The organism is Catenuloplanes japonicus (assembly GCF_000717135.1).
Lineage (GTDB): Bacteria > Actinomycetota > Actinomycetes > Mycobacteriales > Micromonosporaceae > Catenuloplanes > Catenuloplanes japonicus.
Genome location: NZ_JNXY01000039.1, coordinates 69,907 through 84,905 on the forward strand (window position 1 = coordinate 69,907; position 14,999 = coordinate 84,905).

General features: G+C 71.2%; 10 protein-coding genes. 8 read left to right on the plus strand and 2 right to left on the minus strand.

Features of this window, described 5'->3' with window-relative positions; translation table 11 throughout:
* Positions 1 to 81: 81 nt before the first annotated feature.
* Positions 82 to 3,768: a multifunctional oxoglutarate decarboxylase/oxoglutarate dehydrogenase thiamine pyrophosphate-binding subunit/dihydrolipoyllysine-residue succinyltransferase subunit gene (locus OP04_RS41690; protein ID WP_033345537.1), complete on the minus strand. Its 3,687-nt coding sequence runs from the start codon at positions 3,766 to 3,768 to the stop codon at positions 82 to 84.
* A 402-nt stretch (positions 3,769 to 4,170) separates the two neighbouring features.
* Here OP04_RS41690 and OP04_RS41695 point away from each other — a divergent pair, with 402 nt between their 5' ends.
* On the plus strand, positions 4,171 to 5,301 hold the full coding sequence (locus tag OP04_RS41695) for a lysophospholipid acyltransferase family protein (RefSeq protein ID WP_085067194.1): 1,131 nt from the start codon (positions 4,171 to 4,173) through the stop codon (positions 5,299 to 5,301).
* Between the two features lie 162 nt (positions 5,302 to 5,463).
* Here the strand turns inward: OP04_RS41695 and OP04_RS41700 are convergent, their stop codons facing one another.
* On the minus strand, positions 5,464 to 6,108 hold the full coding sequence (locus tag OP04_RS41700; RefSeq protein ID WP_033345538.1) for a TIGR03086 family metal-binding protein: 645 nt from the start codon (positions 6,106 to 6,108) through the stop codon (positions 5,464 to 5,466).
* A gap of 133 nt (positions 6,109 to 6,241) precedes the next feature.
* Between OP04_RS41700 and OP04_RS41705 the strand changes: the two genes are divergently transcribed.
* The 7 genes from OP04_RS41705 (at position 6,242) to OP04_RS41735 (ending at position 14,703) form a co-directional block, all read left to right on the plus strand.
* The gene (locus tag OP04_RS41705) at positions 6,242 to 6,916 is read left to right on the plus strand and encodes a TetR/AcrR family transcriptional regulator (RefSeq protein WP_033345539.1); all 675 of its coding nucleotides are present in this window, start codon (positions 6,242 to 6,244) and stop codon (positions 6,914 to 6,916) included.
* Positions 6,917 to 7,305: 389 nt separating this feature from the next.
* Positions 7,306 to 8,235, plus strand: coding sequence for a macrolide 2'-phosphotransferase (locus OP04_RS41710; RefSeq protein ID WP_033345540.1), 930 nt, complete (start codon positions 7,306 to 7,308; stop codon positions 8,233 to 8,235).
* Between the two features lie 58 nt (positions 8,236 to 8,293).
* The gene (locus OP04_RS41715; protein ID WP_051799883.1) at positions 8,294 to 9,157 is read left to right on the plus strand and encodes a DUF4097 family beta strand repeat-containing protein; all 864 of its coding nucleotides are present in this window, start codon (positions 8,294 to 8,296) and stop codon (positions 9,155 to 9,157) included.
* Positions 9,154 to 10,221, plus strand: a complete 1,068-nt coding sequence (locus tag OP04_RS56105) for a helix-turn-helix transcriptional regulator (RefSeq protein ID WP_232323935.1) — start codon at positions 9,154 to 9,156, stop codon at positions 10,219 to 10,221. Before OP04_RS41715 ends, OP04_RS56105 begins: the two co-directional genes overlap by 4 nt.
* Before the next feature lie 550 nt (positions 10,222 to 10,771).
* On the plus strand, positions 10,772 to 11,473 hold the full coding sequence (locus OP04_RS41725; RefSeq protein WP_033345541.1) for a response regulator transcription factor: 702 nt from the start codon (positions 10,772 to 10,774) through the stop codon (positions 11,471 to 11,473).
* Positions 11,474 to 11,478: 5 nt separating this feature from the next.
* On the plus strand, positions 11,479 to 13,104 hold the full coding sequence (locus OP04_RS41730; RefSeq protein WP_063746859.1) for a sensor histidine kinase: 1,626 nt from the start codon (positions 11,479 to 11,481) through the stop codon (positions 13,102 to 13,104).
* Between the two features lie 81 nt (positions 13,105 to 13,185).
* A complete protein-coding gene (locus OP04_RS41735) occupies positions 13,186 to 14,703 on the plus strand; it encodes a S1C family serine protease (protein ID WP_033345542.1) in 1,518 nt (505 codons plus the stop codon).
* Positions 14,704 to 14,999 lie beyond the last annotated feature (296 nt).

Sequence of the window (14,999 nt, forward strand, 5' to 3'; positions counted from 1 at the left end):
TCTCCTCAGACGGGTGCTCCCCGCCACCGTGTCGTACCGGTGGCGGGGAGCTCTGGTGCTCTTGGTGTCTCCAGATCCTGCTTACGGGCGGGGCAGCGAGGCCTCGATCAGCGCGGCCTGCTCCGCCTCGTGCAGCTTGGCCGAGCCGACCGCGGGGGCGGCCGCGGACGGACGCGAGATGCGGCGCAGGCGCAGGCCGTCCAGGTGCTCCAGCAGGTTGAGCGCGATGAAGCTCCACGCGCCCTGGTTGGCCGGCTCCTCCTGGACCCAGGCGAAGTCCTCCGCGTTCGGGTACTTCGCCAGCTCGGCCTTCAGCTCCTCGACGGGCAGCGGGTAGAGCTGCTCCATCCGGACGATGGCCGTGTCCGTGATCTGCCGCTCGGTGCGCGCCTGGACCAGGTCGTAGTAGACCTTGCCGCTGCAGAACAGCACGCGCTTGACGGCGGCGTTGTCGGTGATGCCGGCATCGCCGATCACGGTCTGGAACGTGCCGGTCGTGAAGTCCGAGACGGACGACACGCACAGCTTGTGCCGGAGCAGCGACTTCGGCGTGAAGACGATCAGCGGCTTGCGCTTCGGCGACAGCGCCTGGCGGCGCAGCAGGTGGAAGTGGTTCGCCGGGGTGGTCGGGTTCGCCACCCGGATGTTGTCCTCCGCGGCCAGCTGCAGCCAGCGCTCCGGACGGCCGGACGTGTGGTCCGGGCCCTGGCCCTCGTGGCCGTGCGGCAGCAGCAGCGTCACCGCGGACTGCTGGCCCCACTTGACCTCGCCGGAGGAGATGAACTCGTCCGCGATCGACTGTGCGCCGTTCGCGAAGTCACCGAACTGGGCCTCCCAGAGGACCAGCGCCTCGGTGTTCTCCACCGAGTAGCCGTACTCGAAGCCCATCGCCGCGTACTCGGACAGCAGCGAGTCGTGCGCGAAGAACCGCGCCTGACCGGCCGCGAGCTGGCTGACCGGCAGGAAGTCCGCGCCGGTGCGACCGTCGACCACGGCCGCGTGCCGCTGCACGAACGTGCCGCGCCGCGAGTCCTGGCCGGAGAGACGGACCGTCACGCCCTGGTGCAGCAGCGAGCCGAACGCGATGATCTCGCCGAAGCCCCAGTCGATGTTGCCCTCGCGGGCCATCTTGGCGCGCCGGTCGAGCAGCTGCTGGACCCGCTTGTGCGGCGTGAAGCCGTCCGGCAGGTCGATGTGCGACTGACCGATCCGGGCCACGGTCTCCGCGTCGATCGCGGTCTCGACCTCCGGCTCCGGCTCCGGCGTGGTGGAGCGCGCCCGGCGGGTGGAGGAGGTGCTGTTCGCGTCGCGGGTGGCCTTGAAGACCTGCTCCAACTGGCCCTGGTAGTCGCGCAGCTGCTCCTCGGCGTCGGCGACGGTGATGTCGCCGCGGCCGATCAGCTCCTCCGTGTACGCCTTCCGGACGCTCCGCTTGTTGTCGATGATCGCGTACATCAGCGGGTTGGTCATCGAGGGGTCGTCGCCCTCGTTGTGACCGCGGCGCCGGTAGCAGACCAGGTCGATCACGACGTCCTTGTTGAACGTCTGGCGGTACTCGAACGCCAGCTTCGCGACCCGGATGACGGCCTCGGGGTCGTCGCCGTTCACGTGGAAGATCGGGGCCTGGATCATCCGGGCCACGTCCGTGCTGTAGAGCGAGGACCGGCTGTACTCCGGGGCGGTGGTGAAGCCGACCTGGTTGTTGACCACCACGTGCACGGTGCCGCCGGTGCGGTAGCCGCGCAGCTGGGAGAGGTTCAGCGTCTCCGCGACCACGCCCTGGCCCGCGAACGCCGCGTCGCCGTGGATCATCAGCGGGAGCACGGTGTAGCCCTCGAGACCGAGGTTCAGCCGGTCCTGCTTGGCGCGGACGATGCCCTCCAGGACCGGGTCGACGGCCTCCAGGTGCGACGGGTTCGCCGTGACGCTGACCGTGGTGCTGTACTCCCCGTCCGGCGTGGTGAACTTGCCGGTCTGGCCCAGGTGGTACTTGACGTCGCCGGAGCCGTGCGCCGACTTCGGGTCCAGGTGGCCCTCGAACTCGGAGAAGATCTTCTCGTACGGCTTGCCGACGATGTTGGCCAGCACGTTCAGCCGGCCGCGGTGGGCCATGCCGATGACGACCTCGTCCAGCTGGTTCTCCGCGGAGGCCTGCAGGATCTCGTCGAGCAGCGGGATCAGCGACTCGCCGCCCTCCAGCGAGAAGCGCTTCTGCCCGACGAACTTCGTCTGCAGGAACGTCTCGAACGCCTCGGCCGCGTTCAGCCGGTTGAGGATGTGCTTCTGCTCCTCCGGCGACGGCTTCGTGTACTTGATCTCGATGCGGTCCTGGATCCAGCGGCGCTCCTCCGGATCCATGATGTGCATGTACTCGATGCCGACGCGGCGGCAGTACGTGTCGCGCAGCACGCCGAGCACGTCGCGGAGCTTCATCTTCTGCTTGCCGCCGAAGCCGCCGACCGGGAAGACCCGGTCGAGGTCCCACAGCGTGAGGCCGTGCTCCAGGACGTCGAGGTCCGGGTGCCGGCGGATCTCGAACTCCAGCGGGTCGGTGTCCGCCATCATGTGGCCACGGACCCGGTACGCGTGGATCAGCTCGACGACGCGGGCGGCCTTGTCGATCTGGCCCTCGGAGGTACGGGCGACGTCACGCACCCAGCGCACCGGCTCGTACGGCACCCGGAGCGCGGTGAAGATCTCGTCGTAGAAGCCGTGCTCGCCGAGCAGTAGCTCGTGCATGACCTTGAGGAACTCGCCGGACTGCGCGCCCTGGATGATCCGGTGGTCATAGGTGCTGGTCAGCGTGATGACCTTGCTGACGCCCAGGTCGGTCAGGGTCTCGTCGGACATCCCCGCGTACGGCGCCGGGTATTCCATCGCGCCGACGCCGATGATCGCGCCCTGGCCCACGGTGAGCCGCGGCATCGAGTGGACGGTGCCGATGCCGCCCGGGTTGGTCAGCGAGACGGTGGCGCCGGTGTGGTCCTCCATCGTCAGCTCGTTGCGGCGGGCCCGGCGGACGATCTCCTCGTAGCCCTGCCAGAAGCCGCGGAAGTCGAGCTCCTCGCAGCCCTTGATGCTCGGCACCACCAGCGTGCGCGAACCGTCCGGCTTGGCCAGGTCGATCGCGATGCCCAGGTTCACGTGCTCCGGCGTGACCAGCGTCGGCTTGCCGTTGGTCTCGACGTAGTTGTTGTTCATCTCCGGGTGCAGCGCCAGCGCCTTGATCAGCGCCCACCCGATCAGGTGGGTGAAGCTGACCTTGCCGCCCCGGCCGCGCGCCAGGTGATTGTTGATCACGATGCGGTTGTCGACCAGCAGCTTCGCCGGGACCGCGCGGACGCTCGTGGCGGTCGGGACCGCCAGCGACGCCTCCATGTTCTGCACGATCTTGGCGGCGATGCCGCGCAGCGGCGCCGTGCCGGGGGTGACCTTGACCGGCTCCTTCTTCGGCGCGGCCTTGACCACCGGCTTCGGGGCCGGCTTGGGCTGCGGCTCGGCCTTCGGGGCCGCCGTCTCGGCCTTCGCCGCGGGCGCGTCGGTGCCGGCGCGTGCGGCGGACGTGGCGCCGGCGGCCGCGGTGGCCTCCGTCGGCGTCGCGATCGAACCAGCCTCCGCCGTCGGCTTGTAATCGGCGAAGAAGTCGTGCCAGGCGGGATCCACGCTCGTGGGATCTGCGAGATACCGCTGGTACATCTCTTCGACGATCCACTCGTTGGGGCCGAAGCCCGCCAGGGGATTGTCCTGCGAGGTTTGCTGGGTCGACACGGCCGGTATCGCCTCTTTCAGAGCGGTTTGTCTGTGTCGCGGTAGGTGACAGGCATCCGTTGACTGCCGCGAGCTGACGTGGGGTCAGACTTCGGTTTCCAGGCTACGCCGTGTGATTCGGGCTCATGCCGCCGACATCCGTCCGTGTCGAGAATCACGGCATTGGGGCCTTTCGGCCCTGGGTGCACGTTCGGTTGCCTCCGGCGGGTTTCTGTGCTGAAGGTGCCTGGTCAACGCAGCTTTTCCGGTCGACGGGCGGTTTACCCGCCGGCTCTCCGGTGGTTTCCCGAACGTCGCTTCCGGTACGTGACGGAGGGGCTTGCGGGCATCGTTCATGTTCCTGACACCGAGATCGGGGTCCGCCGACACGCCGGTGAGGGATCGCCCGCTTACACAGTGAACATGGACACCGTTGACCCCTCGGGCGTCCTTCCCGGACCGGCCATCGTGCCGCCCTGGCGCCCGCCGCTGCCCGCACCGCTCGCCCAGCCCCGGTCCAACTGCGACAGTGGCTGCCTACCCCGCTCGGGCCTCCATCGGCACGCCTCCGGCCTGCGCCAGGTCGTGCGTGCCGTGGCGCTGATCGGCACCGTGCTCGGTGGTCTGGTGCTGCTCCCATTCCTCCCCCTCCTGACCTCCTCCGCCCGGCAGTCCGCCGGTCGCCGATGGGCCCGCGCGGTGCTGGCCGCCGCCGGTGTCCGGCTGGTCGTGCGCGGCGCCGGCTCCGTGCCGCGCCGCCGGGCACTGCTCGTCGCCAACCACAACTCGTGGCTGGACACGGTCGCGCTGATGGCCGTCTCGCCGGTCCGGATGACCGCCAAGCACGACATCCGCCACTGGCCGGTGATCGGGGTGCTGGCCGCGCTGGTCGGCACGATCTTCATCGACCGCCGGCACCCCCGGCAGCTTCCCGCCACGGTCGGCCGCATCGCGGACGTGCTCCGCGAGGGCGGCCTGGTCGCGGTCTTCCCGACTGGCACCACCGCCTGCGGCACCGCGACCGGCTCCGGCCACCGCGCCGACAACTCCCTCACCGGCCGGTGGCGCCCGGCCGTCTTCCAGGCCGCGGTGGACGCCCGCGCGGTCGTCGTGCCGATCCGGCTCGGCTACCGCGAGGGCGCGGACGGCCAGGACTCCACGATCGCCACCTTCCTCTCCGCGGAAAGCCTCTTCGCCTGCGTCTTCCGGGTGATCTCGGTGCGCGGCCTGGTCGCGGTGGTCACCATCGAGCCCGCACTGCACCCCGGCCTCGAAGCGGACCGCCGCGTGCTCGCCCGTGCCTCCGAGGGCGTAGTCCGCCCCAGACGTCAGCCCTCCTCCTCTGCCTTACCCGCGGTCTCCGCTGTGCCAGTTGTGCCCGCCGGGTCCGGTGCTTCTGCCGTGTCTGGTGTGTCTGCCGGGCTTGCCGTGCCTACGGCGTCTGCCGTGTCCGCCGTGCCCACGACGTCGGCCGTGTCTGCAGCGTCTGCGTCGGCGGGTGCTTCCATCGCGGCTGTGCCTGTGGTCCAGGAGCGCCTGGATCTTGCCGCCTGACCCTCGTGCCGCCTGCGTCGCCGGCGCTCTCGTCGCCCCACGTCTCCTTCCGGCCAACGCTTCTTCAATCAGCCTCCGGGACCGCCATGTGACGCGGCCCGGAGGCTTTCTGCCGAGCCTGACCATGCTCAACAGAAAGCGTCGTGTCGTGCCGTGCGCGGGTCAGGGGGTCCAGGCGGGGTTGCGGCCGAGGTAGCGGAGCAGGGAGGAAGCGTCGTCGTCGGGGAGGTCGCCGGTGTAGGCGCGGCCGCGTGCCATCGCCTCGGCCAGCGGATCGAACGGGGGCGCGAACGCACCGAACGGGCGCAGTGGCTCGACGATCTCGGTGGCCACGGCGAGCAGCGCGTGTGCGGTCTCGGGGGTCAGTGGAGAGGGCTGATGGGTGGCGACCGCGATGTCCCACGCGTGGATCGCGGCGTCGAGCGCGCAGGCCCCGCCGGCCAGCAGCGGGGACATCGGGCCGAGCGGCAACGGCGTCGGCACCGCGACCTCGGCATCGATCACGGAGGCGAAGGCGGCGCGGGCCCGCGCGATCGCCTCCAGTGTCACGCGCATCGGGTCGGTCACGAGGTGGCCGGACGGGGTGAACGGATCCTCTGACGGCCAGGGGCCGCCGGTGATGGCCGCGGCGAAGGAGGCCTGGTCGCCGGTCGTGTGCTGGAGAACCTGTGTGACGGTCCATCCGCCGCACGGCGTGGGCAGGTCCCACCCGCCGACCGGGACGTGTTTGACCACCAGGCGCAGCGCGGAGTGCGCGTCGGCGAGCAGGTCGCGCCAGAGGAACGGCGGGTCGATCAGCGTGTTCATGGTTCGTGCCCTTCCGTGTGCCAGGTCGCGGTCGCGTTTGTGCCGGCACAAACGGTGCCGATCGGAACGGAATCATCTGTTCCGCTCTACCATAGCGGAGCGGAACGATCCGTTCCAGTGGTACGGTCGAGCGGTGAGCGACGAATCCAGCCGCGGGCTGTCCGGCCGGCGCGGGCACGCGAAGCGCAACGACGAGGCGATCCTGACCGCGGCGCGCGACGTGTTCGTGCACGATCCGGGCGCGCCGATCTCCGCGGTGGCAGGGCGGGCCGGCGTCGGCATCAGTGCGCTGTACCGGAGATATGCGGGTAAGGAAGACATGTTGCGGCAGCTGTGCCGCAGCGGCCTGCAGCGGATGATCGTCGAGGCGGAGGCCGTCGAGGCGGAGCCGGACGGCTGGGTCGCACTGGCCCGTTTCCTGGAGCGTGTGGTCGACGCCGACGTGCATGCGCTCACCACGCGGCTGGCGGGCGCGTTCACGCCGACGCCGGAGCTCCGCGAGATCGCAGCTCGGGCGGACCGGGGGGTCGCACTCCTCATCGAGCGGGCGCACGCGAGCGGACGGCTGCGGGCGGACGTGGTGGCGGAGGACGTCGCGCTGATTCTGGAGGGCTGTGCCGCGATCCGGTCCGGCGACGGTTTCCGGACCATGCAGCTCCGCCGCCGGCACCTGGCGCTGCTGGTCCACGGCCTGGCACGGGTGGAGGGCCCCGGCGACGTGGCACTGCCGGGTCCGGCACCTCAGCCTGGCGAGCTGCACCGCTGGCCGGCCGAATCGGGCAGTCCGGAGCAAGGAGCAGACGGATGAGTGTGGTCAGCCGTTGCGCCGGGAGGCAGGCGGCGCCAAGCGGGAGCAGGCCGACCGGGGAAGGAACGCGACGGACCGAGCCCGGCCGTGAGGCGGGAGGGCGCGACGGACCGAACCGGCCGAGAGACAGGGCAGTGCGCGGATCTGCCCGACCGTGAGGCCGCGAGAGGTTAGCCGTGAGGCTGCGAGAGCTCAGGCCGTGAGGCTGCGAGAGCGTGAAGGGTTGGCTGGCCGTGAGGCTGCGAGAGCGTGAAGGTCTGGCCGACCGTGAGGCGGGGAGGGCGTGAACGATTCGAGCGGCCGTGAGGCGGGAGAGCGTGAAGGGTCTGAGCGGGCGGGAGGCGGAGGAGAGCGTGACGGATTCTGCGGGCCACGGGGCGGGGGAGGACATGACGGATCTGGATGACCTGGCGGCGGTTGCCGCGCTCGCGGCACGGCATGGCATCGCGGTCGAGGTGGCGACGCTCCGGTTCGTGGAGGCGGGGCTGGACTATCGCGTCGCGTTCGCGGAGTCGGCGGGCGGCGAGTCCTGGGTGCTGCGGATCCCGCGCCGTCCGGGCATGGCCGCGAAAATCGCGGCGGAGTCGCGGGTTCTGGATTTCGTGGGTCCGCGCCTGCCGGCCGCGGTGCCTGACTGGCGGGTGCGTGAGGCGGACCTGATCGCCTATCCGCTGCTGCCGGGCCGTCCGGGCCTGACCGTGGACGACACGACCGGTGAGACGCACTGGCACTTCGACCGGGAGTCCGAGGACTATGCCCGGTCGCTCGGCCGGCTGATCGCGGCACTGCACGCCATCGACGTGGACGAGGCGGCCGCGGCGGGCGTGCCGGCGATGACCGTCGCCGAGGTCCGCGCGGAGTGGCGGGATCATCTGCGCCGCGTGGAGGAGGCGTTCCCGACCTCGGCCGCGCTGCGGGACCGATGGAGGGCGTGGCTGACGGACGACGGGCTCTGGCCGGAGCGGCGGACGTTGACGCACGGCGAGCTGTACCCGGCGCACCTGCTGCTCGGCCCCGACCACGACGGCGCCGCGTCGGCCTCGGAGGGTGCCGCACCGGTCGTGCTCAGCGTGCTGGACTGGACCACCGCGCGAGTGGGTGATCCGGCGATCGACTTCATGTACCACCACATGATCTCGCCGGGCACGTTCGACCTGCTGGTCGAGACATATCGCGAGGCGGGTGGCGTGGTGCCGGAGCGGCTCGCGGAACGGTGTGCGGCGTTGCTGGCGGCCGGCCCGATCAACTACGGGGTGTACGCGCTGGAGACCGGCGATCCGTCCCATGCCGAGGCGGCACGGGCGCAGCTGAACCCGTAGCTATATCGCGATGTATCTCGTATAGTGGCCGGCAGGGACGTGAGCGCTTGGGGGCGACATGGCGACGTGGACGGTGGAGAGGCCAACCAAGATCACCTGCGACGAGGAGGTGCACCGCCTCGAGGTGAGCCTGGTGGTGGGCCGGTTGACGGTGATCGGCGCCGACGGTCCCGCGCGGGTCGAGGTGTCCAGGGTGGGCAACCGGGCCGTCGAGGTGGTCCTGGAGGACGGCGTGCTGCGCGTCCGTCAGGCCGGGATCGAGGGATGGCTCGGGATATTCTCGTGGATCATGTATATGGCTCAACGGGGCACGGTCGAGGTGTCGATCGCGGTGCCGGCCGCGGCCGAGGCGCACCTCGGGCTCCTGTCGGGCAAGGTGATCGCCTCCGGCCTGCGCACCCGCACCGACGTCGAGGTCACGTCCGGCAGTGTCACGCTGATGGGCCTCGGTGGCCGCACCCGGGCGAACCTGGTGTCCGGCCCGGTCGAAGCGCTGGGCATGGCCGGCGAGCTGATCATGGACACGGTCTCCGGCGAGCTGATCCTGGCCGACAGTCAGGCCGGGCGCGTGCGCGCCACCGCGATCTCCGGCAGCATCACCTGCGACCTCGAGGGTGCGGCGGACAGCGACATCCGGCTGGACACCACGTCCGGCAGCATCACCGCACGGGTACGGGAGGACAGTGACCTCTCGGTCGACCTGCACGCCACCGCCGGGCGGGTGACCAGCTCGTTCCCGGAACTGCGGGTGGAGCGGGCGATGACCGGCGGCGCCGGGGTGCACGGGCGGCTCGGCCGGGGCGAGGGCCGGCTCAGCGCCAGCGCGATCTCCGGCAGCATCGCGCTGCTGTCCCGCCCGATCGTGCCCGGCGAGGACGACGGGCCGGTACCGGCCGACCAGACCGTGGAAGGCTCGGCATGACGGCCGTTTTCAGCCATGGCCGGCTCCGCCTTTACCTGCTCAAACTGCTGGACGACGGGCCCAAGCACGGGTACGAGTTCATCCGGCTGCTGGAGAACCGCTTCCTCGGTCTCTACGCGCCGAGCGCCGGCACGATCTATCCGCGGCTGGCGCGGCTCGAAGCCGAGGGCCTGGTGACGCATACGGCGGCCGGTTCGCGGAAGACCTACGAGATCACCGACGCGGGCCGCGACGAGCTGCGTGCGCGGGCCGACGAGCTGCAGGCGCTGGAGGCCGAGATCTCCGCGTCCATCAGCGACCTGAGCAGCCTGGCCGGCCAGATCCAGTCCCAGGTCCAGGGCTCCGTCCGCGACCTCAAACGCGAACTGCGCGAGGCTACCCGCGCCACCCGCCAGACCGCCCCCGGCCCGCCGCCGTTCGGCGCGCGCTGGGGCCCGCCCGACAGGGCCGGGTGGCAGGAGCCCGGCGCGGCCGGGCGGCCGGAACCGGGCTCGGCGGGGCGTCCCGGATTCGGCGTGCCCGGCGACGCTCCAGCCGGGGCCGGGGCCGGGGCCGGGGCCGGGGCCGGGGCTGGACCTGGGGCTGGGGCTGGGGCAGGAACTAGACCCGAGGCAGGAACTGGGGCTGGAGCTGGATCCGGGGCCGGAAAACCAGCCGGAGCTGGAACCGGAGTTGGGACCGGGACTGGCGTTGGACCTGGGGCTGGAGCTGGCGCCGGTGCTGGACTCGGTGCTGGATCCGGGGTCGGGGCTGGAGTGCCACCCTTCGGTATGCCGCCGCATGGTGTGCCTCCGCTCGGCACGCCGAGCGGGATCCGGATCATCTTCGACAACGGCGGCGGCGGGCAGGCTGACCAGGCTGAGCCTTTCACGCCGGGCACCGTCAGCGGCGAGGGACGCGAGACCGTGACGGAGAGGAGTGGGCTGGAGGCGGCACTGGACGTGTTCGTCGATGAGGCACGGGCGATGGTGCGGGGCGCGCGGGTCACGGACGATCAGGTCCGGGAAGCGGGTGAGGTGCTTGATGCCACGCTGACCCGCATCCGGCGGCTGTTGCGCGGGTAGCGGCGTCCTCCGGCCGAGCCGGCACGTGGGACCACGCCCGGTGGATAGGCGGAGCTGCAGAGCTGTGCCCGGCTGGCACGCGGGACCGCGCCCGGGTGGATAGGCGGAGCTGCAGAGCTGTGCCTGGCCGGCGCGTGGGACCGCGCCCGGTGGACAGGCGGAGCTGCGGAGCTGTGCCTGGCCGGCGCGTGGGACCGCGTCGGGCTGATACGCGGCGCGGTGCCGGCTGACACGTGTGGCGGCGTCCGGCCGGCTGACACGTGTGGCGGCGTCCGGCCGGCACGCGGCGCTGTGCCCGGCCGGCCCGTGAGACTGCTACGTGAGAGGCCGGTGCCGACCTGTACGTGGGACTGTGGCCGGTTGTCGGCGCCGGGCCGGGGTCGTGCGCTTGATGTGGTGCCGGCCCGTGTCCGGCGGCCGCTGTGGCCTGGCGGGGGGAATGCGGGGCGCAGGGCGTACCCACGGGTGGGTTTGATCTTGGGGGTGGTTCACAGACTGTTCTCAGGCGGTCTCCAGAAAGCTGCCAGAACGGCGGGCCATGATGTGGGGCATGGCCGCAACACAGACTGAGGCACGACTGCTCGTCGTCGAGGACGACCCGAATATTCTGGAGCTGTTGTCGGCCAGCCTGCGCTTTGCCGGCTTCGACGTCGCGACGGCGGTGAGCGGGAGCGCGGCGGTGGCCGCGGCCCGGGATCGGCGTCCCGACCTCGTGGTGCTGGATGTGATGCTGCCGGATCTGGACGGGTTCGAGGTCATCAAGCTGATGCGCGAGGGCGGCACGCGGACGCCGGTCGTGTTCCTGACCGCGCGCGATGCCACGGACGACAAGATCCGAGGGCTGACGCTGGGCGGCGACGACTACGTGACGAAGCCGTTCAGCCTTGAGGAGCTGACCGCGCGGATCCGGGCCGTGCTGCGCCGCACCAGCGCGACGGCGGAGGAGAGCTCGCGGCTGACGTTCGCCGATCTGGAGCTGGACGAGGAGACGCACGAGGTCTACCGCGCCGGCAACCGGGTGCAGCTGTCGCCGACCGAGTTCAAGCTGCTGCGCTACCTGATGCTGAACGCGAACCGGGTGTTGTCGAAGGCGCAGATCCTGGACCACGTGTGGAACTACGACTTCCGCGGTGATGACAACATCGTCGAGTCGTACATCTCCTACCTGCGGCGGAAGGTCGACACCACGCAGCCCCGGCTGATCCACACGCTGCGCGGCGTGGGTTACGTGCTTCGTAAGCCTGCCCAGTAGGTGCTGTGAAAGCCCGCCTGCGCAGCACCCCGCTGCGGCTCAAGCTGGTCGCGAGCGTGCTGGTGCTGGTCGGCGCCGCGCTCGTGGTGATCAGCGTGAGCAGCGCCTACTTCCTGCGGTCCTACCTGGTCCAGCTGGTCGACGACCAGCTGGACGGGATCGCCGGCGACGCCAACGTGGCCGCCAAGTTCGCGAACGGCGGCGCGGTGCAGGTGCCGACCGACTACTACGGCCGGGTCACCTCGATGAGCGGCGTCGGCAAGCAACCGGTCTACGACAGCCACCTGACCGAGGGCGATCTTCCGGAGCTGGCGAAGGGCCGCGAGGAGATAGAGGCCGTGGCCGCGCTTCGCCAGCACACGGTGAAGTCGCAGAACGGCAAGGTTCGCTGGCGCATGCTGGTCACCGTGCTGCCGAACGGCGAGGTCCTGCACATCGGGGAGAACCTGGAGCAGGTCGATCTCGCGGTGAAGCGGCTGGTCTGGATCGACGGGCTGGTCGGCGGCGCGGTCCTGATCATGCTGGCGTCGATCGGCGCGGGCGTGGTGCGGACCAGCCTGCGGCCGCTGGACCAGATCGAGCAGACCGCGGGCGCGATCGCGGCCGGTGACCTGACCCGCCGCGTGCCCGACCCGGAGCCCGGGATCGAGGAGCCGCAGAGCGAGCTGGGCCGGCTGTCCCGGGCGCTGAACGTGATGCTCGCCCAGATCGAGGCCGGGTTCGCCGCGCGTGCCGCGTCCGAGGCGGCCGCCCGCTCCGCGGAGAGCATCGCGCGCGACTCGGCGCTGCACGCACAGGCGTCCGAGGCCCGCGCGCGGAACTCCGAGTCGCGCATGCGGCAGTTCGTGGCGGACGCGTCGCACGAGCTGCGCACGCCGCTGACCACGATCCGCGGCTTCGCGGAGCTGTACCGGCAGGGTGCCGCCTCGGACACCGCGAAACTGGTGCGCCGGATCGAGGACGAGGCGGCCAGGATGGGCCTGCTCGTCGAGGATCTGCTGCTGCTGGCCCGGCTGGACCGGGAACGGCCGCTGGACCTGCGCCCGGTGGAGCTGCCGGTGCTGGCCGCGGACGCGGTGCAGGCCGCGCGCGCGGTGGCGCCGGAGCGGAAGATCACGCTGGAGGTCGTGCCCGGCGCCGGGCCGCTGGTGGTCACCGGCGACGAGTCCCGGCTGCGGCAGGTCTTCGGCAATCTGATGACGAACGCGCTCACCCACACGCCGTCGGACGCGTCCGTGACGCTGCGGCTGCGCGCGGAGACGGACGCGGACGGCCGGCGCGTGGCGGGTGTGGCCGAGGTGGTGGACACCGGCGGCGGCCTGACCCAGGAGCAGATCGACCGCGTGTTCGAGCGGTTCTACCGGGCGGACGCGGCCCGGACGCGGACGGCCGCGGGGACGATCAGCACCGGGCTCGGTCTGGCGATCGTCGCGGCGATCGTCTCCTCGCACGAGGGTGTGGTGGAGGTGGAGAGCACGCCGGGTAACGGGGCTACGTTCCGGGTAAGGCTTCCTCTGCTGCCGACCGAGCTCGACACGGACTCGGACGAGGCTGAGGACGAGCTGGAAGACTTTGTGCCGGATGAGGGTTCCGACTCGTCAGAGGCGGGCAACCGCCCTGATAAGCCCTGATATATCCCTCGTTTTGGATTCACAGTTAACCTTCAGGGCGATTTCAGGGCCGTCGCAGATGTCGGCGGGAAGGTGGGAGACATGAACGAGCACGAGACCACCCCCGAGGGGCAGCAGGCCCCCGCCGGAGAGCAGGCGCAGGGGACCCCCGCCGAGGGCTACCGGCACCCGGCCGACGGGCCGCGGGGAACGTCCGGCTCGAGTGACGAGACGATCCGGCCCGCCACCTCCGAGCCTGTGACCCAGTCGGTGCCGGCCGCGGTCACCGCCGGCCGTCCCGGCTACAACCAGTACCCGCCGAGCCCGTGGGCCGCGCCGGCCGGTGGACCGCAGGTGCACACGCCGGCCCCGCAGCCCGCGGCCGCACCGCAGGCACCGGCGTCGCAGTGGGCACCGCAGCCCGCCTCGGCCGTGCCCGCGAGTCCGTACGGGCCGGCCTACCCCGGTCAGCCCCAGCCGGGCTACCCGGGAAGTCAGCCGCCGGTGCCGCCGTGGGCCACGGGCGCCGGACCGGCCTCCCCGCCGCCTCCCGGTGACCGTCGCTTCGGCCGGTTCGCGGGCATCGCGGCCGCGGCCGTGGTGCTGGCGCTCGGCTCCGGCCTGACCGGCGCGTTCGTCGCGCAGGGGATGGACGAGGACGGCAGTCCGGTGAACACGGCCAGCACGAACGGCACCGGCGAGCCCGCACCGGTCATCGACCGCTCCTCGCTCGCCTCGATCGCCGCGGCCGTGCAGGACAGCGTCGTCTCGATCACCACGGACACCGGCGAGGGCTCGGGCGTGGTGCTCACCTCGGACGGCTACATCCTGTCGAACAACCACGTGGTCTCCGGCGCGGCGAACAACCGGGTGGTGGTGGTCTTCGCGGACGGCACCAAGGCCAACGCCACGGTCGTCGGCACGGACGCGCGGACCGACCTCGGCGTGGTCAAGGCCGAGGGCGTCTCCGACCTGACGGCGGCGAAGTTCGGTGACAGCGCGGCCGTGAAGGTCGGCGACACCGTGCTCGCGCTGGGCAGCCCGCTGGGCCTGCAGGGCTCGGTCACGGCCGGCATCATCTCGGCCAAGGACCGGACGATCCAGGTCGCCGGCGAGGAGGAGGGCAACGCGCCGTCCGGCCGGCAGTCCACCATCGCGGGCCTGCTGCAGACGGACGCGCCGATCAACCCGGGCAACTCCGGCGGCGCGCTGGTCAACACGAACGGCGAGGTGGTCGGCATCAACACCGCGATCGCCACGTCCGGTCAGGGCAGCGGCTCGATCGGCCTCGGCTTCGCGATCCCGAGCAACAAGGCCAAGGAGGTCTCCGAGGCGCTGAAGACCGGGCAGAAGGTCAGCCACCCGTTCCTCGGCGTGAGCCTCTCCGAGGCCGAGGGCGGCGGCGCGCTGGTCAGCAGCGTCAGCGGCGACAGCCCGGCGCAGAAGGCCGGCATCCAGCGCGGCGACGTGATCACCCAGATCGACGGCAAGCCGGTGAACGGGTCGGACGACGTGATCACCGCGGTGCAGGCCGGCAAGGTCGGTCAGCAGATGACCGTGACGTACACGCGCAGTGGCAAGGAGGAGACGGTCAGCACGACGCTCGCCGAGGCGTCCTGACCGCACCGGAAGAAGCCGCACCATGGCGGGGTTTCAGCTGCCGCAGAGACTCCGCCTCCTCCCAAGTGGCGGGCGACATGACCGAGGGGGTTGGTCATGTCGCCCGCCACGCTTCTATTTCCACAGGTCAGCTTTCCGACAATGTAGACACTCCGGAGATGACTGATTTGTCCGGTGGTGGGAGCGGTGATCCACCCGATCGGACGACGCGCCGGAGGCCGCAAGGTCCGCTTGCGTGACCGATAGGACGAATGTAGTCGGCCGGGCCATGGTGGCCGGTCGATACTCTTCGACGA

Bases quoted from the DNA above. Each gene is read 5' to 3' on its own strand.
- OP04_RS41710 (WP_033345540.1), top strand. From the start codon at position 7,306: ATGACGGATCTGGATGACCTGGCGGCGGTTGCCGCGCTCGCGGCACGG.
- OP04_RS41715 (WP_051799883.1), top strand. From the start codon at position 8,294: ATGGCGACGTGGACGGTGGAGAGGCCAACCAAGATCACCTGCGACGAG.
- OP04_RS41695 (WP_085067194.1), top strand. From the start codon at position 4,171: ATGGACACCGTTGACCCCTCGGGCGTCCTTCCCGGACCGGCCATCGTG.
- OP04_RS56105 (WP_232323935.1), top strand. From the start codon at position 9,154: ATGACGGCCGTTTTCAGCCATGGCCGGCTCCGCCTTTACCTGCTCAAA.
- OP04_RS41700 (WP_033345538.1), bottom strand. From the start codon at position 6,108: ATGAACACGCTGATCGACCCGCCGTTCCTCTGGCGCGACCTGCTCGCC.
- OP04_RS41735 (WP_033345542.1), top strand. From the start codon at position 13,186: ATGAACGAGCACGAGACCACCCCCGAGGGGCAGCAGGCCCCCGCCGGA.
- OP04_RS41725 (WP_033345541.1), top strand. From the start codon at position 10,772: ATGGCCGCAACACAGACTGAGGCACGACTGCTCGTCGTCGAGGACGAC.